Source organism: Mucilaginibacter daejeonensis, from assembly GCF_020783335.1.
GTDB classification, from domain to species: Bacteria; Bacteroidota; Bacteroidia; order Sphingobacteriales; family Sphingobacteriaceae; genus Mucilaginibacter; species Mucilaginibacter daejeonensis.
Map to the genome: position 1 here is coordinate 2,736,776 of NZ_CP086068.1, position 26,137 is coordinate 2,762,912.

The window sequence follows — 26,137 nt, forward strand, 5'->3', positions numbered from 1 at the left end:
CCCACCATCAACCATAATTACATGAGACCAGTTCTGCTATTGTCCTTATTGCTTTGGCTGTTCAATAGCCCTCCGCACACTGGATCGCGTCAAGCATTCTATACCGACAAGTCTAACGTTAGCGTTGGTAAGCATAGTAATGATCAGCCCAAGCTCATGGAGCGTTTTGCCGATAGCCTGCACATCGGTCGGAAAGGAAAAGCGAAAGTAGAGATCAATAAGTACCGGTTGGCAGACAGCACCTATGTGACCGTCAAATTCTTTATTAGAAAAGGCTCGGCGTGGTCATTACGCAATGATCTGTCTTACCCGTGCGATGCTCCGGGCGGATTGGAAACACAGCTCAGCGACTTTAATAACGATCGGCTCAATGATCTTACCTTCGTCTCTGCAGCGTCGGCAAAGGGCGCTAACGAGGTGAGGCGGCTCTTCATATACAACGACAAGCGACAGCAATTGATCCCAATAATCAACTCGCAAGACTATCCCAACATGCTTTATAATAAACAGCTCAATTGCATAGATGCCTATTTGGTGTACGGCGGTAGCAGCACGGTGTTCGCACGCCTGCAGGGCAACCGGTTGAGTACCTTTGCTCGTGTAGACAATATGGACAACTACAGCAAGGTATACGTGATCAGCCCTTCCGGCAGGGAACGATTGATCCGTAAAGACAAGCTTAATGACCCCGATGATGCGAACATCAGGTACGTCAACTACAAGCCGTTACAAGCAAATGAATGATCAGCCTGCCATGGCGATGTAGTAATCGAGCGCGTCGGTAGGGATCTTTCTTTTTTGATACGCGTTTCCCATCAACCTCACTTTTAATGGCTCGGTGATCCCTTTCAAGTACACCATCCGGCTTTCGGCCTCTTCCTTTCGGTCGTTCAGGAGGCGATACATATCTTCCGACACCAGCAGGTCATTATTCAGTTCCTTGGTCTCGCTTTGCAGGCGGGCCGCAATGTTCACGGGCAAGCCCATCACGGTGAGGCGCTCGCTTTGGTCCATATCGTATTCGCCTACCAACACCTGGCCTTGATGCAAGCCTACGCCTATCTCGAAGTCAAGGTCAAAGTAAGGTTTAGCATAAGTGGTATTGAACACCTCCAGGTCATGGAAGATCGCCATCGAAGCGTTCATAGCGGCCTTAACGGCATCCTCTATCGGCCTGTCCATCCCGAACACGGCATAAATGCTATCGCCCACGGTCTCGATGATGCGACCACCGGCCTCACGTATCGAATCATTAAAGAGCACGAACAGTTTACGGATCACGTAGATCACATCATAAGGTGAGCGCTGCTCCATAAAGGCCGTAAAGTTGCGAATATCAAGGAACATCAGCGCCAGCTGCTTCTCCTCGCCCAGTACGGTGCATTGCGGTATCTGCTCGGCAGCACTCAAAGCGGTAGTTGTAGCATGGTGGTCTGCACGATATACGATACTGCTACCGGCCAGGCGCGACCAACCTACGTTAGGGTTATTTTCAATAGGTGGAAGCGTGGTCACGGGTGCTGTTTCTAAAACAGCGGTACGTCTTTTGGAGCAGGGTACGTTGAATCTCATAGGTAGTATTATCTTTTTGATACCTTACAAAAGTAGGCCGACGGTGAATGTTGCGATCGCAATATTCAAACAATAACTTACACAATTCACACATCCGGCCTTAAATGTAATTGCCATGACCGAACGGAGAAAACTGTGACAATTGGGCGGTACGACGGAGCTATGGTACACGCCGAAGCTCGCCCTCAACATTTATTTTACAATACCTGAACCATTGCGATTTGGGGATGCCGACGCACATCGTTATCATTGTGATCACAACCTTAAGGCTATGTTTTCCGAACCATCCTACCTGGCAGCGCGCATGGCGGCCGAGACCATTGAGACACACTTTGCCGAACATTTGGCAGCTGCGCGCAAAAGCGGCGAGACCTACGTGGCCACGGCCTTGGATGCCCGCATCATTGAATCGGTGATCGATACGGCCTTTTGGGCCAGCCTGCGCCGTGAGGAAGGCCATTCGCCCGCCATATCACTGGCTCTCTTGATGCCTGAAGAGGCCGGTAAGCCCCTCATATTTGGCCAGCGGTTAAGGTTAACTCCCAACAACCTCGTGAAGCTGGCGCCAGCCGTAGAGCAGCCCGGCATCCACTTAGGGGTATGGCACGAGAACGATGAACTTTATATATGGGGTACCACGCATACCGTGCCGGGCATTTGCTTTGTGCTGGAGGTGGTGGAACCCGGGCTGCTGGTGGTTAAGCATAAACGTTTGGCCGGCTTTGGCAAATTCGTGAACGTGGCGGTGTTACAAGGCGACCAGATCAAGGTACTGGATGAACGCTCGATGGGTATAGGTGAATGCCCTGCGCTCATGGCCTCGCTCATGAACATGTCGCTGCCATCATTAATGGGCGAATCCTTTAATATTTTGATCCAATTGGCTGCTGCCGTGCGTATCCATCGCCGGGGCGGGTTGGTATTGATCGTGCCGCGCAACAGCGAGACGTGGCAACACTCGATCGTGCACCCGATCAAATATGCGGTAACGCCGCCCTACACCGTGCTGGCCGATCTGATGGAGCAGGACGACGACCTGAAAGAGACCTTTGAGTGGCAGGAACAGTTGCTGCAAGCGATAGATATCATTGGCGGTTTCACGGCGGTAGATGGCGCCACGGTGATCACCCAGCAGTACGACCTTTTAGCCTTTGGTGCAAAGGTGGCCCGCTCGGCGGCAAGTGTACCGGTGGAACAGATCATTATGACCGAACCGGTGGCAGGCGTTCAGGCCACTCGAATACATCCGGCGCAGAACGGCGGCACACGGCACTTAGCGGCCGCTCAATTCGTGCATGATCAGCATGATGCCTTGGCTTTGGTGGCCTCGCAGGATGGGCAGTTCACCGTATTTGCCTGGTCAGAAAAATTGCAGATGGTGCATGCGCATCGTATCGATGTACTGCTACTTTAGTTACTTTCGGTTATTTTCTCATCCAGGATGCACCTTTCAATGTAAAAGGTGCCAAAAGGTATCATACACGCTATCAACACCTTCCAAGTGGTTCGGCTGAATTGCCATTTTTGCTCTACCCCTACGCTTAGTGTATTGAACACGTATAGCAGAAACAGTGCGCCATGTATGGGGCCGATGGCCTTGACCATGGCCGGATCATGTGCCATGTATTTAAGCGGAACAGCCACGAACACCAATACTATAAGCGATATCCCTTCAATATAACCGATCAATTTGAGGCGACCTATATTGCTTTTAAACAATTGTAGCATTATATTCTAAATTATAGTGAACGAAACAGAGGACGTTGCGCAAGTGGCGAGAACGGCCACGGTATGGCAATAAAGATGATCATGAGTGCGATCCCATAGCCGATCAATATGGTCTTGAATTTTTGGCGATCGGTATTTTTACGCTTGGCTAATGCTGAGGCGATGGTGATCACTATAATAGCAAGCAGCATGAGTGATATGTGTATGATACTGAAGAACACAGGCTCGGTGATCCGGTCGCTACCTACCAACCCGGCGAAAAAGGCACTTACTGCAGGGCTCTTTGAATATAATATCATCCCCGCCACTAATTGAATGTGTGCCAGCGTGGCTGTCCAATGTCGCCATGCATTATCTGTTGCGTTATGATCGCGGTGCTCGGTATACCCCCGATAAGCTCTAACGATGCTATAGATCAACGCGCCTAACACTAACCATCTTAGTGCAGAATGTAAGAAGAGAAAAAGAGTATACATATTTCAAGTTCGCAATAACGACCAAAAACATACCATTTAGTATGTTATTACCTAAATTTTTTATCTGAGTTTTTCCAGGTAGTTTTTAAACTCTTTAAGATATATCTTATAGGATGGCCTCCCTAATAATTTGCCCATGTTACGCACGCCACTGTAACCGGCCAGCACAAATGCAGCTACCTGCCGCTCATCAACGTCGGCCCTTATGCGCTGTGCCTCACGCCCTGATCTGATACATTGCTGAATGGCACTTTGCCATTGTTCAAATAATCTCAGTAAAGCCTTTTGAAACGATATATTCACGGCCGACATCTCATCCACTAAATTTACGGCGGGGCATCCATACCTGGCGTCGGAAGCTTTTGAACGGAGCAACAGACCGTCCATCATTCGGTATATCTCTTTGACCGGATCTTTGGCATTAAGCAGTGGGGTTACCATGCTGCTTAACATACCAGGGTACATTACCTCGTTGATCATCGCCAGCCCCATTTCATCCTTGTTTTTAAAGTGATAAAAGAAAGCTCCTTTGGTGACCTGCGTGGTGGCAATAATGTCGTCAATACTGGTGTTTTGATACCCATTGCGGTACACCAGCGCAAAAGCTTGCTGCAGAATATTTAAACGGGTATTTTCAGCCTTTGATAACATACTAATTAGTATGTTACAAACATAAACATTTTGATCGGTCGAGCAAAGTTTATCAGTAAACAATTGATATTGATCGAAAGACCTTCAAAAGGTCGGTTCTTTATCGAACAAAAAAGGGATGTCCCCGAACAAGTCGCTTTCCCCCAAAAGCGCCGTAAGTTCGTCGGAACATCCCTAATATTTTATATCTGCTGCCGGCCTCTTATGCCGCAGCTTTTTAACTATCTACCAGACGTAAGTGGCTACCGAGCCTGCTTTTAACATGGTGGTAGCTACAGAACCGTTGTAGTTGATGTTGAACGTTTTGTCGGCATCAGTTTTATTGATCGCGATCAGCACTGTTTTACCTTCAGGTGTACGGAATGCCACGTTGGGCACGTCATCACTGCTGTTGGTAGCGATCCTTACCGAGCCCGGCCTTACGAACTTAGCAGCATGTGCCACTACGTAATACGCTGGGTTACGGGTCACGCTATCTTGATATAGCGTGATACCACCGAGGCAAGAGGTACAACCACCCCTATCGGTATGCGGGTCGTTATTTGGGTCGGCGGCTAAGTTCCACTCGATAACCGTACGGCTCCAGTTGCGTGTGGCACCTATGGTGAGCTTGGTGATATGGTCGCGCACGTCACGGGCAAAGTTGCCCGGCGCGCCCATCCATTGCTCGGTGAAATACAGGTTCTTGTCAGGATGTGCATCATGCACCTTGCTCAGCGCATCGATCTTACCGCCGTACAGGTGAAAGGCCGAGCCATCGATGTACTTCTTGGCTTCAGGGTCGTCAAGGATAGAAATAGGGTATTCAGGCTTATCGCAATTGTGATCGTAGATGATGATTTTGGTCTTGATACCTGCCTTACGGAACACTGGCCCTAATGCCGTCTTCACAAATTTGGCCTGATCAGGCGCCAGCATCAACATGCTCGGGTTATTACCCGGGTGCAGCGGCTCGTTCTGTACGGTCATTGCATCCACGGTGATGCCGTTGGCTTTCATGACCTGTACATATTTGGCCAGGTACCTGGCGTAAACCTCAAAACACTCAGGCTTCAGGCTGCCGCCGCGGGTATCTCCGTTATCCTTCATCCAAACCGGGGCCGACCATGGCGACGCCAGTATACCGATCTTAGGGTTAACGGCCAATATCTCTTTAAGCACAGGCACCACGTTCTCTTTATCCGGCCCAAGGTCGAATTTCTCAAGCTTGAGGTCGGTCTGCCCTGCCGGAATATCGTCGTACGAGAACACATGATCGTTCAGGTCCGACGCACCCACACTCAATCTCAAATAGCTGATCCCAATGTTATTACCATCGGTAGCGAACAGTTCTTTGATCAGCGCTTTCCGGCTTTGCGGACTCATCTTCATCATCAACTGAGCACTGCCTCCGGTCAGCGTGAAACCAAATCCATCGATCGACTGATATTTTTCTTTATCGTTCACAGTGACCGTGGTCTCACCTTTATCAACGGCCTTGCTAAATATGAGTGGCTGCGCTTGCTTTTGGAACATAGCCGAGCGGTCGGCATTGGTGAGCCAAACCTCGGCCTTTTTTTGTGCATAGGAGCCGGCAGTAGCGCACAGGATCAGGCCGGCAGTAATCAGGTATCTGGTATTCATATTATTGTATCACTAAGGTAGCTATGGAATGAGGCAGCGCTTTGGTATTCACCCCTTTGCCTTTAACCCATAAGGTGTAGTTCATTTCAGTATCTATCGGGTTCATCACCACCACTGCGATCTTGCCATCGGTGTTCAGGTAGGCAGTGGTCAGTAACTTTTCGCGGCTGGCCGAACTCACGATACGCTTGGCACCCGGACGAATGTATTTACTGATGTGGCCGATATAATAGTATTCGCTGGTGTAGTGCAGGCTACCATCGCGGGTGTCGGCGTGTATGGGTGCAAAGCAAAAGTTACCTACGTGGTTAGGGCCGCCTTTTTCGTCGAGCAATACGTTCCAGTCGGTCCAGGCCACGGTGCCTGCGTTCAGGTCGTTGATCATCGAGTATCCGTATCGTTCGCCTAAGCTCCAATCATCTAAGCGGTTAAAGTCAAATTTCTCTACGCACCCCTCGGTGAACACCAGGTTCGTGTTCGGGAAAGCCTCATGTACACGGCGAGTGCTTTCAAAGTTCATTCCGGCGCCGGTCCAGGTCTCGTACCAGTGGTAGCCCACGCCCCAAACGTATTTGGCGGCCTGAGGGTCCTCTAACACGGTGCTTGCACGCTGGTACAGCAGGTCGCGGTTATGATCCCAAATGATCAGCTTTTTATCGGCCAAACCTTCTTTTTTAAGCGTCGGGCCTAAATAATTCTTGACAAAATCGCGCTCTTCTTCCGCTGTGAATACGCACGATTCCCATTTTTGAACAGCCATCGGTTCGTTCTGTACGCTGAGAGCCCAGATCGGGATGCCTTCCTTTTCATAGCTTCTGATGAACTTGGTGTACATCAATGCCCATGTCTGGCGATACTCAGGTTTCAGCTTACCACCGCGGAGCATGTTGTTGTTATCTTTCATCCAGGCTGGAGGACTCCATGGGCTCACGAACATTTTAAAGCCGCCAGCCACTTTCTGCGCATCCTTGATGAATGGGATACGATATTTTTTATCATGGCTGATGTCGAAGCTCTTTAACGACGCATCGTTATCTTTCACGTAGCTGTAAGTATCACTTGAAAAATCGCAGCTTTGGATGTGGGTACGCGCCCAACTATAGCCAATCCCCTTTTCCTTATCATAGTAAGCGGTCAGGAACTCTCTTTTCTTTTCAGGCGATAGCTTCGCGTAGGTCTCCGCTGCCGCATCGGTAAGGGCGCCACCAACGCCGATCATGGTCTGGAAGGTCTTAGATGGGTCGACAAAGATCGAGATCTGTGTCTCTACCGGTTGCTTTACCGGTGCCATGTTCAAGGTCTCGGTCAGTTTAAAGCGATCATCAGTGCCTTTGGCGGTCACGTACACTTTCACCTGATCACCGATCTTGGCCGGGGTCTTTTTAGCTGCCGTTCGGGTCTGTGCACCGGCAGTAACGGCCGAGGCCATCAGCAGGGGCATCAAAATACTGTTCTTCATATTAAGTGTTACCATATAAATGTGGCTACGGCGTTATTGCCTAATGTAGCCGTGGTTGTCTTTCCGTTGAATTTGATGTTGAAGCTCTGTTGGGCATTGGAGCTATTGAGCACGATGAGCACCTTTTTACCGTCGGCTGTTTTAAAAGCCACGTTAGGCAGGTTGGCCACCATATTGGAGCCGATACGCCTCGCCCCCGGCCTCACGAATTTGGATGCATGCGCAATGATATAGTAAGGCACATTACGCGTCACTGTGCTACCGCCAATGGTCAATGCTCCTAAACAGGTACTGCAACCGCCGTTGGTGTATGGACGGTAGTTAGGGTCGGCGGCTAAGTTCCACTCCAGTACGTTTCGGCTCCAGTTGCGGGTGGCACCAATGATCAGGTTGTTGATATGCCAGTTTAGATCACCTGTGAAGTTGCCAGGGCCACCAACCCATTGCTCGGTGAAATAGATATTCTTGTTGGGGTATGCATCATGCACTGTCGATAGCGCACTGATACTGCCTGCATAAAGGTGGAACGCTGACCCATCTACATACTGGTTAGCAGCAGGGTCGTTAAGTATAGTTATCGGATACTCAGGCACGTCGGCATTATGATCGTAAACAATGATCTTGGTGTTGATACCGGCAGCTTTAAATTGCGGACCTAAATATCCCTTGATGAACGCCGACTGATCAACGGCCTGCATCACCAGGCTCGGGTTATTGTACGGATTAAGCGGCTCGTTCTGCGGAGTAACAGCATCTATCGTGATGCCCTCTGCCTTCATGGCCTGTATATATTTGATAAAATACCTGGCGTATACATCATAGTACTCCGGCTTTAGGTTGCCGTTCTTGAAGCTGTTGTTGGTCTTCATCCAGGTAGGCGCGCTCCATGGGCAGGCCAGTATCTTGATGGCCGGGTTAATGGCAAGGATCTTTTTCAGGATCGGGATCAGGTCCACCCGCTCACGGTCGATACTGAATTTTTGCAGGTCCATATCTGTGGCCTGCCCTGCCGGAAGGTCATCATAGGTGAACGGCTCGGCACTCAGGTCAGATGCACCCAGGCTGATACGGATGTAACTCACGCCGATGTTGGAGGCATCCGTAGCAAATAGTTCTTTGATCAAGGTGTCTTTTTGTGCGGAAGGCAAGCTGTTGATCAGCGTGGCGCTACCACCGGTTAGCGTATAGCCAAACCCATCGATGGTTTGGTAAGCCTGCGTGGTATCAACCTCTATAGTGGCGTTGGTGTTGCTGTTGGTATTGAACAGCAAGGCAACGTTCTGTTTCTTAAAATAATAGGCCCCGTCAGGGTGTGTGAGCCACATGGCCACATCTGTTTTAACGGGCGTAACAACAGGTTGTGGCGTGGGTGTTACCTCACCGCCGCTGCTGCCATTACCGCTTTTTGAACACCCCCAAACCATTATCCCTAACGCAGAGGTCAGGACAACGGCAGTAATATTTTTATTTATTTTCATGATGATGAAAGTTTTGTTTACCTGGGGGAGTAAAAAATGGATAATGTATCTGCTTGTTGATCAGTGTTGGTTGATGAATGCGATGATCTGCTTTGTTTGGTCAGGATACACCGCGATCTTGTGTGTATGTAAATAATAGGCTGATACCTGTTTTGCCGCTGTGGCCTGGTAGGTGATCAGTTTTGATGGCATTGCCGGCATATGGCAGTCGATACATTTCGTATCAATAGCCGCCCCCAGCTTGGGCGCCATCTTGCAATAGTTATGGGTCTCGGTCTTGTGGCAGGTGATGCATTTTTGGGCAAAACTCAACTTACCTGTAACCTCTTTTTTGTGCGGGTCATGACAAGTGGTACAGGTCATTACCGCGCTGTTGGCGTAGCACTTACTCAAGGCTAAAAGGTTGGCCTGGTTGCCGTGTACATCAGGTGTGTTACTGCTGTTACCAAATGGCAAGGTGTATCTCGACAAGGTATCGCCCGGCTTGAAACCGAACGTGCTTTTTTGCATTTCCCTGTCGTTACCCGAATGGCAAACGGCACAAACATCTACCTTTTGCTGCCGGGTCAGGGTATCATACCTCACCATAAATTTGGCTTGCTTATCATTCGGGTTCTCCTGGTGATAGGTCACATGCTGTGCTGCCGGGCCATGGCAACGCTGGCAATCAATGCCGTATATCAAGGTCTTTTGATCAAATTCCTGTGTTACGGCAAGGCTTCCAGCCTTAACGAATCGCTTTTCAGCATAGCTGGAATGACACTCCAAACAACGGCTCACGATGGCTCTGTCAAAATTGGCCTGCTGTAACGGGAAGCCCGGGCTATTGGCCCAATTGTGTATCTCGTTGAAGTACGACAAAGGCAACTGCTTCAACACATCTCCGTCCCAGCAAGCAAAGGTGAACGCCTTGGCTCCTGCCCCGAACACCACATCGGTCCTTGCTGATCGTTGTTGTTTTCCGTTCCAATAAGCGGTTTGGTATTGTCCATCAGCCTGTTTCTCTACCCGTATTTTCAGGCTTTCATTAAATACGAACACGCTGCTATCGGCCTTTAGACCGTTGGGCAGTTGGTGATCGGTCAATGATTTGGAGGTATTGAAGTGGCTGGTATGCGCGTAGCTTTTGGACAGGTCTTTATGACACTGCATGCAACTTTTAGGGTCGGCGTATGCTGCTCCTCGACTATCGGTCTTAGTACTGGCCTTACCGGCACACTGAATTAGCGCAACGGATAAGGTAACCAGCAACAGGACACCCAAAACCACACCCAACCTCAAATTTGCCCTCATGTAGTGATCAAAAGATCAAAGCCAGGGCAGTCACAAGGCTGCCCCGGCTTTGGTCAGGTATTATTTGGTTCCTCCCCATTCTTTGTTCTGCTCGATCTTAGTATTGTTCAGCTCGCTTTGAGGTATAGGGAACACCTCGTGACGGCCGGCCACAAAACCTTTAGATTGCAATACACTGGCCGCTTTGCCCCATCGTACCAGATCCAGCCAACGATGACCTTCACCAGCCAGTTCCAGGCGGCGCTCTTTCTCAATGTTATCTTGAGTAACAGCTACCGGGTTCAGGCCTACACGGGCACGCACGGCGTTTAATAGTTGGTAAGCACGGCTACCCACGCCTACGCCTGCACCGGCGTTCATCAAACATTCGGCCTCTAACAGGTAAGTATCAGCTAAGCGGATCTCATAAATATCCTGAGGGAAATTAAGATCGTAGTTGGTACCCACGGTGGTCTTGTTCGATACACGGGCGGCGAACTTTTCCAGGAAGAAGCCTGTGTTGTTGTAACCCGGAGTGTAATTAGCCAGGTTATTATTCTTCAAGCTATCGAGGTTAGCTACGGTAGCCATGTTACGCGGATCGTAGTGAATGAAGTCAAAGAATGCTTTAGTGAACACCAGGAAGCTGTAACCTGAGTAATAGTCAGGCGCGGTGCTTACCTTTTGGCTGTAGCCACGCGGACCGCTGATAATACACAACAGGTTACCTTCGCTTTGACCGGCATCGTTCCAGTTACCTTGTGAATTAGCGCTGTGCACGATCTCAAGTACCGATTCGGTATTGAACTTATTCAACGGTTTGAACAGGTCGCCGTAGTTGCTCAATAGCTTGTAACCGTAAGTAGTATTGGTTTGGCCAGGTGCTGTACCATTCACCAATGCTAACTGGTCAGCAGCTGGCTGCCATTTCTTTTGCCACAGCAACACTTTGCCCAATACAGCTTGTGCGGCGCCTTTGGTGATACGGCCACCTTCGGTAGCGGCAGGCACAGTGTTAGGTAACGCTGGGATCGCATCGTTCAAATCCTTTTCAATGTAAGCATAGATCGCTGTTGGAGTGGTCTGCGTTACATTGTACAAGTTGGCTGGGTCTACCGTTCCCTCGATCAGCGGAATATTCTTGAAGAAACGAACCAGGTCGAAGTAGAATATCGCACGCAAAGCCTTGGTCTCGGCAATGTAGCGAGCCTTCAGGCTGGCATCCATCTGAATGCCGTTGATCTTGTCTAACAATACGTTAGCGCGGTAGATACCTGAGTAACCTCTGTTCCACAGGTAGCCTTGTGGGCCAACCTGAGCAGTTAGGGTATAGTTCGACATTACCTGAAGGTCATTAATGTCTGATGGGCCACCACCACCGGCAAGCTGGTCATCACCAGCTACGTCCATAATGGCGATCTTGTCATACAATCCACCTGATTGGAAACCGAAACGATCATATACTGACACCAGCGCAGCAAATGCATCGGCCTGTGTTTTATAGTAATTATCAAGTGTGATACGTTCCTGTGAATTTACCTCAAGCTCTTTTTTACATGAGCTGAACAACTGTGCGCTAACGGCAAGTGCAGCTATATATAAATATCTCTTTTTCATTGTTTGTCTTTTAATTAGAATCCAACATTTAAACCGAACAGAAATGAACGAGCCTGTGGATAGGCACTACGGTCGATACTGAATTGTGCACCGCCACCAGCATCGCCGGTAACACCCAGCTCAGGATCATAACCGCTGTACTTGGTAATAGTGAACAAGTTCTCGCTCAGTACATACACACGCAGTTTGCTCATGTGGATCTTGCTGGTAATGCTTTTCGGGAAAGTGTAACCCAATTGAATGGTGCGCAGGCGGAAATAAGCGCCGCTCTCCAAATAAAGGCTGGTAAACTTAGAATAGTTGCCGTTAGGGTCGCCATCAACTATACGAGGCAAAGTAGCGCCGGTGTTGCTTGGGGTCCATGCGTTCAAATATTTGGTTTGGTAGTTGGCTGCCGAGATATCCAAACGGCGCAGGCCCTGGAATATCTTGTTGCCACCCACACCGCTACCAAAGGCGGTAAAGTCAAAGTTCTTGTAACCCAGGTTCAAGGTCAAGCCGTAGCTCATGGTCGGGTTAGGGTTACCCAGGTAAGTACGGTCATCACCGTTAATGATATTATCGTTGCTCAGGTTAGCGAATTTCACGTCACCTGGTTTAGCGTTAGGTTGCAGTTTGGTCACGCCATCGGCACCTACATAGCTATCAACTTCGGCCTGGCTTTGGAAGATACCCGCCATTTGATAACCAAAGAATTGTTGGTAAGGCAAGCCCAGACCGGTACGGGTGATGTTACCTAAGTTTTGGAAGGTCGCGCTGTTATCTTCCAAGAACTGGTTGCCCGGGATCAGTTTAGAAACTTTGTTCTTGTAGAACGACATGTTGCCATTGAAACCGAAACGGAAGTCACCAAAATTCTTCCTGTAGCCCAGCTCGAACTCGATACCGGTGTTCTCCACATCGGCGATGTTCTGCGCAAAGCTGCCGTAACCGGCATAGCCAGGGATCGGTGGATTTTGCAGGATACCTGTTGTCTTTTTCTTGTAAGCATCAACGGTAAGGGTCAGGTTCTGGAACAGGGTAGCATCAAAGCCGATATCGGTCTGTGAGGTTTGCTCCCATTTCAGGTCAGGGTTGGCCGGAGCGCCTGGGCTATAACCGATGTAGATCACCTCGCTTTGAGTGGTACCGAAAGTATAGTTACGGCCACCACCAGCACCTACCAGCGGTACGTAAGAGAAATCGCCGATGCCATCGTTACCGGTAACACCGTAGCTACCACGGATCTTCAGGAAGGTTAACACATCGTTCTTAGGGAAGAAAGACTCAAGTGTTGGTACCCATCCCACTGAAGCCGAAGGGAAGTAACCGAACTTATTATTAGAACCGAAGCGTGACGAACCGTCGCGGCGGATAAGAGCCGAGAACAGGTAACGCTCATCGTAGTTGTACTGCAAACGCGAGAACAACGAGTTGATGCGGTGGTCGGTACCGTCAGAACCGCTTGCGGTACGGTTAGCAGCCAACGCATTGAAACGGAACGAAGCCTCATCAAAGGTAGTTGCAGGGATGTTGGTGTAAGTAACGGTCACGCCACGAGCGTTGTTGTCTTTGTACTCGCCCATACCCACCAATAAGGTCACATCATGCTTATTGAACTTGCGATTGTACGACAAGGTGTTCTCGATGTTCCAGTTGATGGTGTAAGTGTTGGAACGTGATAGTGATGATACACTGATCGGTGTTGAGGTATTGTAGAAAGCTACCGGGGTGAAGGTGTCGCCACCGTAGAAGGCCAGCTTGGTACCTAAGCTTGAGTGGAAACGCAGACCCGGGATAGGCTCCAGATCAAGGAAAGCGTTACCTACGATGTTATGATCCCAACCGTAGCTGCCACGACGATTTTTGATATACGCCAATGGGTTCTTCATTTCCTGCAATACGTATGGTGATATACCGTACAAACGGCCCATATCGTCACGGGTAGAAGCTGCAAGGTTAGCAGGGCTTGAAGCGATGTAAGCTGCTTGTGAAGTTGGGTCGGTGATCACTGCGGGAGTGGTCGGGTCAAGGTTAACGGCAGAGCTTAATACACCGCCGTACTCACGGTTACTTTCGCCAAAGTTACTGTTCACCGCATGGCTGTAACCCAAGTTCTCACCAAAGCTGATCCATTTTGCCGGACGATAAGTTGAGTTGATACGGATGTTGGCACGATTCCACTTAGAGATGTCCTTGGCTACGATACCACGGATGTCGTTATATGAGAACGAAGTGAAGAAAGTAGCCTTCTCGCTGCCGCCGCTCACGCTGAACTCGTGGATCTGTTTTGGTGCGCTGCTAAAGATCAGATCTTGCCAGTTGGTGCCCACACCTAATGAATTAGGATTAGCGAATGCTGGTGCCTTACCGGCAGCGATCAGCGCCTGATTACGCAGGGTAGCATATTGAGTAGCGTTCAGCAGATCCAGTTTTTTGGCTGGCGATTGAGTACCATAGTAACCGCTGTAGTTGATGTTCAATGTACCGGCTTTACCTTTTTTGGTAGTTACCAGGATAACACCTGCTGCGGCACGTGTACCGTAGATCGCGGCCGAAGCAGCATCTTTAAGTACCTCGATCGATTCGATATCGTCCTGATTCAGGTAGCCGATACCACCATTGTCGATCACCACACCGTCGATCACCCATAAAGGTTCGTTCTTACCGTTACCGAACGAAGTAAAACCACGTAAACGTACGGTAGAGGCCGAACCCGGCTGACCAGAGTTAGAAGCGATGGTCAAGCCTGATGCCCTACCTTGTAATGATTGCTCTACGCGGATCACGGGTTGGTTGGCAAGGTCTGACGCTTTAACGCCTGATATAGCGCCGGTAACAACGCTTTTCTTTTGAGTACCGTAGCCCACAACTACCACATCATTCAGGTTGTTATTGCTTTCGGTAAGGGTAACGTTAACCACGGTCTGGCTACCAATGGTAACGGTTTGCGGGGCAAAACCCACATAAGTAAAGGTCAGGGTTCCGTTAACGGCCGGAGTGATGGTGTATCTACCATTCACATCAGTAACAGAGTTATTGCTGGTGCCGTTAGCCTTAACGGTCACGCCAACAAGCGCCTCACCGTTCTTGTCGCTTACTTTACCGGTAACTACCGACTGGGCCATCGCGGCCATCGAGCATACCAGTAAGCAGATGATGAGTGTAAAAAGTTTTCTCATAAATTGTTCGGTTAAAAATTTAGGGTCCAAATTGAATTCAGGTCATGACCTGGAAAATTAAAGGATGGCGATAGCATTAGCCGTAAGCCCCCTGGCAGCGGATCGATCGGTACATGTGTTGTCGTGTTGTTTAAATTGGTTCGTACTTAAATGAGCCTGATCGGAGGGATCAATGTCATTCAACGGATCAAAAGTATTGAAATGCGATCCAAAAAAACAAGAGAAAATATTTATAAACTACTGATAATAAGTTATTTATAAAGTTTTTAATACGCTTGATGCACATCGTTCCAAACGCAATGTGCATTGATATACAGCAGAATGTGATGTTTTGGCACCACTTGCCTCTAAACCATAATACGTTTCAGTACCCTGCAAAAAAATTATTCACATTTTAACTTTTTTCACCATTTGGATGGGCACTTGATGATTATATGTCGCAAGGTTATATCTTTACGAAAAAATGGCCCTACGATCATTTTTAAGCGTATTTTTTACACTTAACCGTTTTTGTAGCGCTATTGACATGACCAATTATTAAGGCCTCAAGTAGCCCGATATTTTAACAAAATTTACTTATGATCAGAGTTTTTACCTGTCTGTTCGTATACTTTATCACGTCATTAGGTTCGGTTAGCGCGCAGGTGCCCGTTACCATTGATCAGGGCACTGATCAGCATATATTTATGCGCACAGAAGTAGAGGTGTTAAAGGAAGACGGCCATGAATTGACACTGGCCGAAGTTCAGCAGATCGACCGTGCACACGGCTTTACGCTTAATCATGAGTACTATCCCCAAAACCTTCCCAAGATCAACTATTGGTATAAGGTAAAAATTCATGTTACACAGGATATAGCTGAGAATGCCTCACTGATCGAATTCTTTGACCAAACGGTCAATGATATCACTGCCTACCTTCCACTTGCGAACGGTGGCTACTCCAAGTACCGAGCTGGGGCCGATATGCCTTTTGACACCCGGCTGTACAAGCATAAGAATCTCGAATTCAAGCTTGAGCGTTTAGCCAAAGGTGACCATATCCTGTATTTCCGTGTGCGATCACAAGACGGTGCCAACATGCTGATCGTATATCGCAGGCTTGACTATTTTGTACGCTATGCCACCACCGAATACCTTACTTACGGGCTCTTTTACGGCATCATCCTCATCTTCAGCTTCCACAACCTGCTCATGTTCATGGCCGTCAGGAAGCGGCAATACCTATATTATATATTGTATATACTCAGCGTGGGCCTTTACGAGATGACCACCGATGGTATAGCCTTTCAATATATATGGCCTAATGCCCCGCACTGGAATCAATATGCGTTCGGTGTAGCACTGTTCAGCTTGAGCATATTTGCATTGGAGTTCACCAAAGCACTGTTGCACGTTAAACGGCGCGCGCGCAGGCTGTATAAGATCATCAACACGGTGATCGTGCTACGTACCTTATTCTTCTTATACTGCCTGTTCTTCAATAAAAGTCTCTTCTATTTAAAGGTGGTCGAATTTGTTCCACTGATCATTGCATTTGCTGCGGGTGTGCGGATATGGTATACAGGTTTCAAGCCTGCACGTTTCTTCGTGCTGGGCTACACTTTTTTGACCATTGGTTTTGTGATCAAAGGTATCACCGTGTTAGGCTATGCCCGAGTGATCCCTGGGTTGATATCTAACTATAGCCTCGGCTTCAGCTTTATACTTGAGATGCTGTTCCTATCATTTGCGATAGGTGATCAGGTGCGTATCATGCGTAAGGATAAGGAAACAGCTCAAGATGAGACCATCCGCCAGATGGAGATCAACAACGAATTAAAGGATTCGATCAACAAAGAACTGGAGGTCAAGGTAGCAGAGCGAACCAAAGAGGTGATCGAAAAATCGGAAGAGATATTTAAGCAAGCGCATACGATCGAGGAACAGAACAAGGAACTCCTGGACATCAATACCCAATTGGAACAACAGGCGGCCGAGATCACGCGGATGAACGTTTTGCTTGAGAACGACAACATCCAGCTCAAGACCAACATCGAGAAAGTGACCGATGCTCGGGCGATGTCCACAGAACTGTCGTTCGAGGAGTTCAGCGCTAAATATCCCGATCAGGAAACGTGCAATAAATTCCTGGCCGATATCAAGTGGTCAAAAAGCTTCAATTGTATCAAGTGTGGTAACGAGTATTATAAGCATGGCCGCGCACCTTACAGCCGCCGTTGCACCAAATGCAATTATGAGGAATCGGTATTGTACAACACCATCTTTCAGAACAACCGTATACCTATCAATAAGGCGTTCTACATCGTTTACCTGATCTACACTACCAAAGGCGCTATATCATCCTACCAATTGTCTGAAAAACTGCAGATACGCCAAAGCACTTGCTGGCATTATGCCCTGCGCATCAAAAAAGTGTTGGAAGACCACAAAAGCCGTGGCAAAAAGAACACCAATCAAGGCTGGAGCAAATTGATACTGGAGATACCGCCAGCCAAGACGAAAGCGAACGTTGCACCCGTGATCGAGAAATAGAAAAGCCCGCCGGGCGATGTCCGGCAGGCTGTCTCAATGATAAGTGAAGGTATGTTTAGTTCATTTTAAGGTTAACGCCGCCGCCTGATGAACGTACGGATACCATGGCTCCGCCGCCATTGTACTCGCCTTCCAAACGGTTCTTTTGTTTGATGCCATTAAAGGTACCCGCCAGGTCGGCGTTCACCCTGGAGCCACGCAGATCAAGGTTCAAGCCTTTATCAGCAGGCACCAGCAGGTCGATATGACCGGCACTGGTATTCAGTTTTACGAATTTGCCCACCTGCTCAAATTGTGCGTGGATGCTGCCGCCCGAAGTCGAAGCGTCGACGCTGCAGTTCAAACGTGACAGGTTAATGCTTCCGCCTGAGGTGCTGGTGCGTAGTTCGCCGCCAATATCTTCAGCATTGATACTTCCGCCACTGGTAGATGCCTCTATCATGCCCTTTAACCCTGATAGCTTCAGGGCTCCACCACTGGTGGTAAGCTCCATCTTGCCTTCGCAATCATTGGCTCTGATACTACCTCCGCTGGTCACCAGCTCTATATCCTGTTTACAGTTCGACACATCGATACTACCACCGCTGGTTGAGCCCTTGATATGGCCATTCAACCCCATGAGATGCAGGCGACCGCCACTGGTGCTGAACTCCTGATCACCGTCAAGATCGGTCAAGGTGATCGCGCCGCCGCTGGTGTTCAGCATGGTAGCTACTGCCTTAGGCACATAAACCTTGAATGATATACTTAGCGCCTTACGCCAGTTCAGGATGCCTGAGCGGCGTTTGGCTGTGGCGTGTAACTCATGATCAGTATCAGTGATCTTCAGGTCATAGTTGTCGGCCAGGCGCTGTAAAAGCTCTTCTTTGCTGATATCTTCGTTGTAGTTGCTCGGCGCTACGTAAACTTCCAAACGTGCTTGCGAGGCATCTGTTCCGGTGACCGTGATACTACCTCCGGATGTATTGACGAACACTTGCTTGATGTTTGCTGCCGACAGCGACCGTGTTTGGTACGGCTGGGCGTTCCATTTTTCCTGTGCTTTAAGACCTAGGCTTGCTAATAAGATAAAGGCGATGGTAGTGATCTTTTTCATGTTCGGTTCACGTTAAAGGCAAGGTGATGACCAATGCTGTGATACGTTATGCCAAGCGCATACCAAACCTATAAAGCATTGATATTCAAGATATTATATTTATCCGAAGGCAAATACCGTACGAACATGAACAAAAGGTGTGCGGGAACGATACGATCGAAGGTCGGCGAGATCACGTGCTGACATGATGAATTATAGACACAACAACGAAAAAGCCCCGCTAAGCTTTTGCTTAGCGGGGCTGCTATGGTTAACGGCTTCTCGTTTGGTCTATCAGAACGGATAACGCACAAATGCCTCGATGGCCTCGTATTCGGCCAGGCCTAAGTGGTTATAGTTGGCTGCCGTTTCACGGTTGCGGTCCTCGGCACGTACCCAAAACTCACGCTTGTCATCACCAGGGAATACCGGGTGATCTTTTTGCGACTGGTGTTTGAAGATCGCGTTACGCTTGCGCAACACTTCCTGAGGCGATAACGGCACGGCCATCTCGATCTCGTAGGTCTCAAATTCATGCCACGCGCCACGGTATAACCATAACCAGCAATCTTTTACCCACTCTTCAGTTTGCTTTAGGCGTTGCAAAGCGGTAAGGATGATATTGAAGCAAACCACGTGCGTACCATGTGGATCGGCAAAATCGCCTGCGGCAAATACCTGGTGAGGTTTTACCTTTTGCAACAGGTCAACGGTCAGTTGTATATCTTCTTCACTTACCGAGTTCTTTTGCGTTTTACCGGTCTCATAGAACGGAAGCGCCATAAAATGGATATGGTCGTCTTGCAGGCCTGCGTAGCGAGCACCAGCGATAGCCTCTGTTTTACGGATAAAACCTTTAACGTTACGTATCTCCTGGGTGTCTAACTGGTTCGGGCGCTTTTGCTCAATGAACTGACGCATGTTCTCATACACCGAGCGCAGCTGGCTGTTATCGGCACCCATACTGTGTTGGAAGTCGATAGCGAATTCTACATAACGCAGCACATCGTCATCCCAAACGGCAGTGTTACCCGAGGTTTGGTAGGCCACATGTACGTCATGCCCCTGATCTACCAAACGGATGAAAGTACCACCCATCGAGATCACATCATCGTCAGGGTGCGGTGAGAAAACGATCGAGCGTTTTTTGGCAGGCTCAGCACGTTCAGGGCGTTGTGAGTCATCAGCATTAGGCTTGCCACCTGGCCAGCCTGTAATGGTATGCTGTATCTTATTAAAAATATCAATGTTGATGTTGTATACAGGCCCCTGCTCTACTGCAAGTTGCGCCATACCGTTATTATTGTAATCCTCTTCGGTAAGTTTTAAGATCGGTTTGTCAAGCGTTTTGGCCAGCCAGATCACCGCTTTCTTTTTAAGCTGATCGGCCCACACGCAATCCTTAACTAACCAAGGTGTATCAAAACGGGTAAGCTCCGAAGCGGCTGCCTCATCCAACACGAACTCAACGTTGTCAGACAATTGCAGGTAGGTAGCTGGTACATCGCCTGATATCTCGCCTTCTACCGCCTTCTTAATGATCGGTGCTTTTTTGGCGCTCCATGCCATCAGGATGATTTCGCGAGCTTTGAAGATGGTACCGATACCCATCGTGATGGCTTTGGTAGGTACGTTCTCTTTGCCACCAAAATCACGGGCGGCATCACTACGGGTCAGATCGTCAAGTGTTACCAAACGGGTACCCGAGTTAGGTGCCGAACCCGGCTCGTTGAAACCGATGTGACCAGTACGACCGATACCTAATATTTGCAGATCAAGTCCACCTAAGGCTTCGATCTGCTCCTCGTAGTCCATGCAAAATGCTTGAATAGCATCTATATCCAGGGTGCCATCAGGAATATGCACGTTGGCCTTTTCGATATCGATGTGATCAAAAAGATTTTCGTTCATGAAGGTCACGTAGCTTTGTACAGCATCCGGCTTCATAGGATAATACTCATCAAGGTTGAAGGTGATCACATTTTTAAAGCTCAAACCTTCTTCCTTATGCATTCGTACCAATTCCTGGTAAACCTTGATCGGCGTTACACCGGTGGCCAAACCTAACACGGCCGGTTTGTTAGCTTCTTGCTTGTTACGTATCAGATCGGCTATTCTTTTGGCCACTTGTTTGGCCGCTTCCTGCTGGTTGGGGTATACCGTGACGGGGAGCTTCTCGTACCTTGTTTCTTCTAATAAATTTAACCTTGCCATATGTGGTGATATAATTCTTGTGATGTGCTATGTATCATGGTCGCCGTTCGGTCAGTGCCGGTCGGTAAGGGCGTGTTCTTTGTAATTCATATTGGTAAATAATGTCGCCAAGCTCTTTGAAGAAGGGGTAACCGATCTTCTCGTAACGGTCGCCGGCAGTGGCATCAAGGTTTAGATCGATCACTGCGGCAAGCATCAGGTCTACATTATTTTTGACGTCGACAATATAAGCGTTATCCGTAAGGAAATTATATGCCCATCCCGCTTTGTTGTAATAATGGATGTATGACGGAATGCTACCTTTTCCAGCGCGGTAGCTAAAGAACTTTCCATAGCTGTCGAAGTAAGCACGGGCATCGTAAGCAGGCGATACACTTTGTGATGGCAGCATGCTCATGTAACGGTACAGAAAAGCGCGATCATCATCAGTGAGCTTGAAGCGCTGCGCTTTTTTGACCGAGGCCGGGAACAGTATAGCCTGCAACACTTGCTGCTGATCGCGCAAAGGGAAAGTGTTGTGCGTGGCCAAATTCAACGTATCGGCTTTTACCGCACCGTTAGCTTCTACTAATTTGCGCGGGATGCGATGGTCTTTGGTAAAGTCGAACTTAAAGGTACTGTATAGCATGGGCTGCTTGTACAGTGTATCATTACCTTTTACAAAGCTGATCGGGTTGGTGTAACGGTGGTCCTCGTCGGGCATCACGAAAAAGCGCCGTGGGATGTGCGTATCCGTATAGCCCATCTGTTGTAAGCGCTCATTGATGGTCTGCTGCCCAACGAACTCGAACAACCGGCTGTAAGCGTCATTGTCGCTTACCAGGAAAACTTTTTTAATATACTGACCGATGCTGGGAAGCTTATTAGTGGCCGAAGTGTCAACACGCGTCGCCGACTGTCCTTTGTGAGCGCTATCGGTGAGCATGGGGGTCTCTTTATCAACACCCTTGCTGTGCAGCCGGTCCAGCTTTTCAAGGGCCAGTGCTGCGGTAGGCAGCTTAACGGTAGAGGCCGGATAAAAATACCGGCCGGGATCTACGTTATATTCATACCTGGTGAAAGCGGGCTTGCCCTTCCTGTCTCGGTCTATCCGATTATAGATGATCTGTACGTGATAGACCTCCGGATGATCCAATATGTGACGAAATGCAGGAGAAGCCTTGGCATACAATAACTGCTGGAGCCACGCATCGGTGTGGGGCTGTGCCTGCGCTTTGGTGATGCAGGCGGCGATCAGCAATATCAGGTATGCAGGCTTCGACCAACTCATTTCACCGACCGCCTTTTTTTAACGGTTTTGCTTTTGATCATCGGCTTAGCTGCAATGACCGGTTTGGGGGCCACTTTGGCTTGTTCTTTTAAGATCGAGCGATAGACGGCTTCCTGTATGTTGCCTCTTACGTTCATGTTGAGCAGCTTCGTGTTCTCGCCGCCGTCGGGGTTCACCCTGTTGGACATGAAGATGTAGAGCAGGTCATATTTAGGGTCGGCCCAAACGCCTATGCCCGTGTATCCGGTGTGGCCGTATGCCAATGGTGAGGCGCTTAACGCCGGGTAAGGCGACTTGCTCGTGACGTTATCTTTCTCAGGCTTATCGAAGCCTAACCCTCTCCTGCTGATGTTGCTATGGTAAGCGGTGAAGTAGTCGATGGTCTCTTTTTTGAAAAGACGTACACCGTTCAATTCGCCACCATTGAGTAGCATGATGTAAAGTTTGGCCAGATCATACGCATTGCTGAACAAACCCGCATGGCCGGCCACTCCACCGAACATCGCTGCCCCCGGATCGTGTACATCACCTAATAAATGCTGCAACCTGAACATCTTTTCGTTCTCAGTAGGCGCGATCGTATTTAAGGCAACATGCTCACGCGGTTTGAAGGCGGTGGTGGTCATTCCCAAAGGAAGATAGAACGTTTGACGTACATATTCATCCAATGTTAAGCCAGTGATCTGCTCCACTACCTTACCCAAGAAGATAAAGTCGTTATCGCTGTAGACATATTTGTTCGGCGCACCCAGCTTGCTGGTGAGTATTCGTTGTTTAAGCGTATCGATCCAGTTGCTGCGCATGTACATGTGATCAGCTACCCTTACACTATACAATGCATCTGGCTGAGTGCGATAGAAACCCGGTTTAGGTTTTCCGGTCTTGATGTCGATCGTTTCGCGATAAAAAGGGATGAAGGCCACCAAACCAGCCTGGTGGAGCAGCACGTCGTTAAGCTTAAGCGCTGCCTTATCGGTGCCACGCACCCATGGCAAGTAATCACCCAGAGTACGGTTCAGGTCCAGTTTACCTTCCTCATACAATTTCATTACCGATATATTGGTGGCGCTGATCTTGGTCACCGAGGCCAGGTCAAACACCGTTTGCGGCGTCATAGCTTGTAAGCCATCATAATTCATGTGGCCATAACCTTTCAGCATACCAATTTTGCCTTTACGGGCCACCAATACTACGCAACCTGGTGTGGCGCCCTTGGCGATCGCATTGTTTGCAATGCTGTCTATGCGGGTCAGGGCCTCGTTGTCTAAACCTATGGTCGAAGCGTTCACCAATGGCAAGTACGAGCTGTTGGTCACTCCTGTGCCGTATGCAAATTTACCAACGGTCACAGGAAGTTTGCCCTTGGCTACCAAGCGGCCGGCCAGTAATTCAGAAGCTACATCGTGCATCAAGCTATCATCCTCATAACAGGCGATCAGGTTGCGGGCGTCCTGTAGGTTTTTGATCGCGTATGGATTACCGAATGCAAGGCTTACTACGTTGTTCTTTTGTTGTAACGAACGCATCAGGTCAACAGCAGGTTCGCTGATTCCAAAGTTACGGGCAGGGTATTTGGTGTATTTGTGAAGGCCAACGACAACAGTTGAATAGTTATCCCCTATCTTGCTCAGGATGTCGGCTGCTTTGGCCGCATCATCTTTGTAACTCAAATAGTAAGTGTCGGCATTGTAGCTGCGCTTCAAATTGTCGGCAAAATGGTTAGGTGCATCAATGCCGATGCCTACATAAGCGATCTTTTTGGTATTGTCTAAAACCGGCAAGGTACTGTCGCCTTGCGCCACGATGGTGATCGCGTTGGCGTACACTTCTTTTTTGATCGGTACGATGTCTTTATTCAGGTCGGCTGCGATGTTTACTGTGTCGATCGCCGTAAACACATCGAGGCCTAAGTTGTATTTGGCCATGAGGACCTTTTTCACCTTGGCATCAATATCATCCCAGGTCAGTTGATCATGCCTGATGGCCTTGCGTACCTTTTTGATGCTTCCTTTTACATCACCCGGCAAGCAAAGCATATCGTTACCGGCGATCAGCGACTGTACGGCCGCCTCGCCCTGCGGATAAAACTTCGCCACACCCTTCATCTCCAATGCATCGGTAAAGGTCAGGCCATTGAACCTGAGCTGGTCGCGAAGCAAAGTGGTCACGTTATTTTTGGAGAGCGATGTTGCCTTGTTGCGTGTAGTATCAATAGCGGGAATGTATAGGTGTGCCACCATCATACTACCCACGTGCTGATCGATCAGGGTTTTGAACGGGTACAATTCAAGCGAATCCAATTGGACCAGGCTCTTCTGGATGACCGGAAGATCCAAGTGCGAATCGACAGCCACATCGCCATGGCCCGGGAAGTGCTTGGCACAGGCCATCACGCCATTATCCTGCATACCAGCCATAATACGGCTGCCATACAAAGCCACTTTATATTTATCCTCACCGAACGACCTGAAATTGATCACCGGGTTATCGGGATTGTTATTGATGTCTACCACCGGCGCATAGTTGACCTGTATACCGGCACGCTTACATTGCAGGGCAATGGCACGGCCAACATGATAGGCGATCGCCCCATCACCTGTAGCACCAATGGTCAATTGATCAGGGAACGGCTTCACATCGCCAAAGCGCATGCCTACACCTGTCTCTCCATCTATACACACCAGTAATGGGATCTGGCTTGAGGCCTGTAGCTTATTCAAAACCTTGGCCTGATCTACCGCATTGCCCTGAAACAGGCACACCGAACCGATCTTGTATTTCTTGATCAGCTTTTCTATATCCTCCGTAAAGAATACGACATCCTTGCCCCTCTTTTCTGACAGGCGCATCACCATCAACTGGGCGATCTTTTGCCTGCGCGAAAGCTTTTTGAATTGCTGATCCACCCATTTTTGGGCGGCAATGGTATCGGGGCGTGGTTGCTGCGCGAATGATTGCAGGCTCAGTGGCAATAGTATGCTCAGTAAGGCAGCGCGGGTGACCTTTGTCATAGTAAAATTAGATGGATGAGGCATTACAAATATGCAAAAAAACGCAACACATAAAGTGTTTGAGTTGAACTTTATTGCATTTAAGCTCCTTCAAAACGGCAAACATGCAACATAATGCGATCGTGAAATATCAATGATGCATAAAAAAACCCGGTAATGAACCGGGTCTTTATTAGGTAAGGAAATTATCTGTTAGTGCTGAAGTCTAACTGCGGACGACTTGCAGATGTTGTGGAGGTAACGTTGATATCGCCCCTTGCGGTGATGGTATAGATCTTACCACCGTTCAAGGCTACCACCGAGGTCCCGTTACGTGTGATCACGTTAGTAGCAGGCGCAGATGGATATCTGGCATATAACTCATACGAACCGATCGGCACGGCCACAAAATCGCTACCCGATTTGTAGGCAATGCTATTAGCAGCTTGCGCTTCGGGCGAGGTGGTGGTAGCGTTAGACCTGATGTACAAACTCATGGGCTGAGCCGCGTTCGAGATCGCGTTCACAAAACGAATGTAAGCAACAGTGCTGTTAAATGCAGGAAGCTTATCCTCCACTATAAAAGCATCAGACTGTTTTTGCGAAGTACTATAGATGCCGCTCATGTACAGCGTGTAATTTTTACCGTTGCTCAAAGTGGTAGAAGGCACGGTCGCAATGGCAAGATTTGCATCAGCAGTGGCAGTTGATGGAATTTGTCCTTTAATGGTGTAAGTACCACCTGCGATCACCGAGTAGCCCGACTGCGGATATACTGAACCTGTTGCCGTACCGGTGGTGGTCTCGGCTCCTGCAGTACTTAACGCTCCGGTCACCTTCACATCGTTGGCAAAAAAGTTCACACCCGGTGCACCTACGCCAAAATTGAAATATTTGATCTGTGCTGTTTGACTTGCATCTACCGGTGCATCTATCTTTTGTATACTGTCCTTTTTACAAGATATCACCGTTGCCGAGATCAGCAACGCCGTTAAACCTATATAAATCTTCTTCATT

Annotated in this window: 18 protein-coding genes; 3 read left to right on the forward strand and 15 right to left on the reverse strand. The window is 48.7% G+C overall.

Annotation, left to right across the window (positions count from 1 at the left end; all coding sequences use genetic code 11):
- Positions 1 to 21: 21 nt before the first annotated feature.
- Positions 22 to 744: a hypothetical protein gene (locus LLH06_RS11575; protein WP_228169451.1), complete on the forward strand. Its 723-nt coding sequence runs from the start codon at positions 22 to 24 to the stop codon at positions 742 to 744.
- Here LLH06_RS11575 and LLH06_RS11580 read toward each other — a convergent pair whose 3' ends face one another.
- Positions 745 to 1,572 (reverse strand): adenylate/guanylate cyclase domain-containing protein, encoded by an 828-nt coding sequence (locus LLH06_RS11580; protein WP_228169452.1) that lies wholly within the window; start codon positions 1,570 to 1,572, stop codon positions 745 to 747. It lies immediately after the preceding gene.
- Between the two features lie 271 nt (positions 1,573 to 1,843).
- Between LLH06_RS11580 and LLH06_RS11585 the strand changes: the two genes are divergently transcribed.
- Positions 1,844 to 2,986: a putative sensor domain DACNV-containing protein gene (locus LLH06_RS11585; protein WP_228169453.1), complete on the forward strand. Its 1,143-nt coding sequence runs from the start codon at positions 1,844 to 1,846 to the stop codon at positions 2,984 to 2,986.
- On the opposite strand, the gene LLH06_RS11590 is transcribed toward LLH06_RS11585, so the two are convergent.
- From LLH06_RS11590 to LLH06_RS11630, 9 genes are all read right to left on the reverse strand, one after another.
- Positions 2,983 to 3,300 (reverse strand): DUF3817 domain-containing protein, encoded by a 318-nt coding sequence (locus LLH06_RS11590; RefSeq protein ID WP_228169454.1) that lies wholly within the window; start codon positions 3,298 to 3,300, stop codon positions 2,983 to 2,985. The two genes, LLH06_RS11585 and LLH06_RS11590, sit on opposite strands and share 4 nt — an antisense overlap.
- An 11-nt stretch (positions 3,301 to 3,311) precedes the next feature.
- A complete protein-coding gene (locus tag LLH06_RS11595) occupies positions 3,312 to 3,776 on the reverse strand; it encodes a hypothetical protein (RefSeq protein ID WP_228169456.1) in 465 nt (154 codons plus the stop codon).
- 60 nt (positions 3,777 to 3,836) lie between these two features.
- Positions 3,837 to 4,427 (reverse strand): TetR/AcrR family transcriptional regulator, encoded by a 591-nt coding sequence (locus tag LLH06_RS11600; protein WP_228169457.1) that lies wholly within the window; start codon positions 4,425 to 4,427, stop codon positions 3,837 to 3,839.
- A 225-nt stretch (positions 4,428 to 4,652) separates the two neighbouring features.
- Positions 4,653 to 6,050: a glycoside hydrolase family 30 protein gene (locus LLH06_RS11605; RefSeq protein ID WP_228169458.1), complete on the reverse strand. Its 1,398-nt coding sequence runs from the start codon at positions 6,048 to 6,050 to the stop codon at positions 4,653 to 4,655.
- Between the two features lies 1 nt (position 6,051).
- A complete protein-coding gene (locus LLH06_RS11610; RefSeq protein WP_228169459.1) occupies positions 6,052 to 7,509 on the reverse strand; it encodes a glycoside hydrolase family 30 protein in 1,458 nt (485 codons plus the stop codon).
- 8 nt (positions 7,510 to 7,517) lie between these two features.
- Positions 7,518 to 8,987 carry a glycoside hydrolase family 30 protein gene (locus tag LLH06_RS11615; protein WP_228169460.1) on the reverse strand — a complete coding sequence of 490 codons (1,470 nt, stop codon included), beginning with the start codon at positions 8,985 to 8,987 and terminating at the stop codon, positions 7,518 to 7,520.
- 60 nt (positions 8,988 to 9,047) lie between these two features.
- Complete coding sequence (locus LLH06_RS11620) at positions 9,048 to 10,280, reverse strand: cytochrome c3 family protein (protein ID WP_228169461.1); 1,233 nt, start codon at positions 10,278 to 10,280, stop codon at positions 9,048 to 9,050.
- 60 nt (positions 10,281 to 10,340) lie between these two features.
- Entirely contained in the window at positions 10,341 to 11,876 is a 1,536-nt protein-coding gene (locus LLH06_RS11625; RefSeq protein WP_228169462.1) for a RagB/SusD family nutrient uptake outer membrane protein, read from the reverse strand.
- A 14-nt stretch (positions 11,877 to 11,890) separates the two neighbouring features.
- The gene (locus tag LLH06_RS11630; protein WP_228169463.1) at positions 11,891 to 15,037 is read right to left on the reverse strand and encodes a SusC/RagA family TonB-linked outer membrane protein; all 3,147 of its coding nucleotides are present in this window, start codon (positions 15,035 to 15,037) and stop codon (positions 11,891 to 11,893) included.
- A gap of 578 nt (positions 15,038 to 15,615) precedes the next feature.
- Between LLH06_RS11630 and LLH06_RS11635 the strand changes: the two genes are divergently transcribed.
- The gene (locus LLH06_RS11635; RefSeq protein WP_228169464.1) at positions 15,616 to 17,571 is read left to right on the forward strand and encodes a 7TMR-DISM family protein; all 1,956 of its coding nucleotides are present in this window, start codon (positions 15,616 to 15,618) and stop codon (positions 17,569 to 17,571) included.
- Between the two features lie 55 nt (positions 17,572 to 17,626).
- Here LLH06_RS11635 and LLH06_RS11640 read toward each other — a convergent pair whose 3' ends face one another.
- The 5 genes from LLH06_RS11640 to LLH06_RS11660 form a co-directional block, all read right to left on the reverse strand.
- Positions 17,627 to 18,667 carry a DUF4097 family beta strand repeat-containing protein gene (locus LLH06_RS11640; RefSeq protein WP_228169465.1) on the reverse strand — a complete coding sequence of 347 codons (1,041 nt, stop codon included), beginning with the start codon at positions 18,665 to 18,667 and terminating at the stop codon, positions 17,627 to 17,629.
- 273 nt (positions 18,668 to 18,940) lie between these two features.
- Entirely contained in the window at positions 18,941 to 20,860 is a 1,920-nt protein-coding gene (gene nagB, locus LLH06_RS11645) for a glucosamine-6-phosphate deaminase (protein ID WP_228169466.1), read from the reverse strand.
- A gap of 34 nt (positions 20,861 to 20,894) precedes the next feature.
- Positions 20,895 to 22,130: a serine hydrolase gene (locus LLH06_RS11650; RefSeq protein WP_228169467.1), complete on the reverse strand. Its 1,236-nt coding sequence runs from the start codon at positions 22,128 to 22,130 to the stop codon at positions 20,895 to 20,897.
- A complete protein-coding gene (locus LLH06_RS11655; protein ID WP_228169468.1) occupies positions 22,127 to 25,141 on the reverse strand; it encodes a glycoside hydrolase family 3 N-terminal domain-containing protein in 3,015 nt (1,004 codons plus the stop codon). Before LLH06_RS11655 ends, LLH06_RS11650 begins: the two co-directional genes overlap by 4 nt.
- Before the next feature lie 185 nt (positions 25,142 to 25,326).
- A complete protein-coding gene (locus tag LLH06_RS11660; RefSeq protein WP_228169469.1) occupies positions 25,327 to 26,136 on the reverse strand; it encodes a DUF4397 domain-containing protein in 810 nt (269 codons plus the stop codon).
- Position 26,137 lies beyond the last annotated feature (1 nt).

What these genes read in the sequence shown, in the direction of transcription:
- LLH06_RS11590 (WP_228169454.1), bottom strand. Translation starts at nt 3,300, where the DNA reads ATGCTACAATTGTTTAAAAGCAATATAGGTCGCCTCAAATTGATCGGT.
- LLH06_RS11610 (WP_228169459.1), bottom strand. Translation starts at nt 7,509, where the DNA reads ATGAAGAACAGTATTTTGATGCCCCTGCTGATGGCCTCGGCCGTTACT.
- LLH06_RS11585 (WP_228169453.1), top strand. Translation starts at nt 1,844, where the DNA reads ATGTTTTCCGAACCATCCTACCTGGCAGCGCGCATGGCGGCCGAGACC.
- LLH06_RS11620 (WP_228169461.1), bottom strand. Translation starts at nt 10,280, where the DNA reads ATGAGGGCAAATTTGAGGTTGGGTGTGGTTTTGGGTGTCCTGTTGCTG.
- LLH06_RS11655 (WP_228169468.1), bottom strand. Translation starts at nt 25,141, where the DNA reads ATGACAAAGGTCACCCGCGCTGCCTTACTGAGCATACTATTGCCACTG.
- LLH06_RS11595 (WP_228169456.1), bottom strand. Translation starts at nt 3,776, where the DNA reads ATGTATACTCTTTTTCTCTTCTTACATTCTGCACTAAGATGGTTAGTG.
- LLH06_RS11660 (WP_228169469.1), bottom strand. Translation starts at nt 26,136, where the DNA reads ATGAAGAAGATTTATATAGGTTTAACGGCGTTGCTGATCTCGGCAACG.
- LLH06_RS11580 (WP_228169452.1), bottom strand. Translation starts at nt 1,572, where the DNA reads ATGAGATTCAACGTACCCTGCTCCAAAAGACGTACCGCTGTTTTAGAA.
- nagB (WP_228169466.1), bottom strand. Translation starts at nt 20,860, where the DNA reads ATGGCAAGGTTAAATTTATTAGAAGAAACAAGGTACGAGAAGCTCCCC.
- LLH06_RS11625 (WP_228169462.1), bottom strand. Translation starts at nt 11,876, where the DNA reads ATGAAAAAGAGATATTTATATATAGCTGCACTTGCCGTTAGCGCACAG.
- LLH06_RS11605 (WP_228169458.1), bottom strand. Translation starts at nt 6,050, where the DNA reads ATGAATACCAGATACCTGATTACTGCCGGCCTGATCCTGTGCGCTACT.
- LLH06_RS11615 (WP_228169460.1), bottom strand. Translation starts at nt 8,987, where the DNA reads ATGAAAATAAATAAAAATATTACTGCCGTTGTCCTGACCTCTGCGTTA.
- LLH06_RS11575 (WP_228169451.1), top strand. Translation starts at nt 22, where the DNA reads ATGAGACCAGTTCTGCTATTGTCCTTATTGCTTTGGCTGTTCAATAGC.
- LLH06_RS11650 (WP_228169467.1), bottom strand. Translation starts at nt 22,130, where the DNA reads ATGAGTTGGTCGAAGCCTGCATACCTGATATTGCTGATCGCCGCCTGC.
- LLH06_RS11600 (WP_228169457.1), bottom strand. Translation starts at nt 4,427, where the DNA reads ATGTTATCAAAGGCTGAAAATACCCGTTTAAATATTCTGCAGCAAGCT.
- LLH06_RS11635 (WP_228169464.1), top strand. Translation starts at nt 15,616, where the DNA reads ATGATCAGAGTTTTTACCTGTCTGTTCGTATACTTTATCACGTCATTA.
- LLH06_RS11640 (WP_228169465.1), bottom strand. Translation starts at nt 18,667, where the DNA reads ATGAAAAAGATCACTACCATCGCCTTTATCTTATTAGCAAGCCTAGGT.
- LLH06_RS11630 (WP_228169463.1), bottom strand. Translation starts at nt 15,037, where the DNA reads ATGAGAAAACTTTTTACACTCATCATCTGCTTACTGGTATGCTCGATG.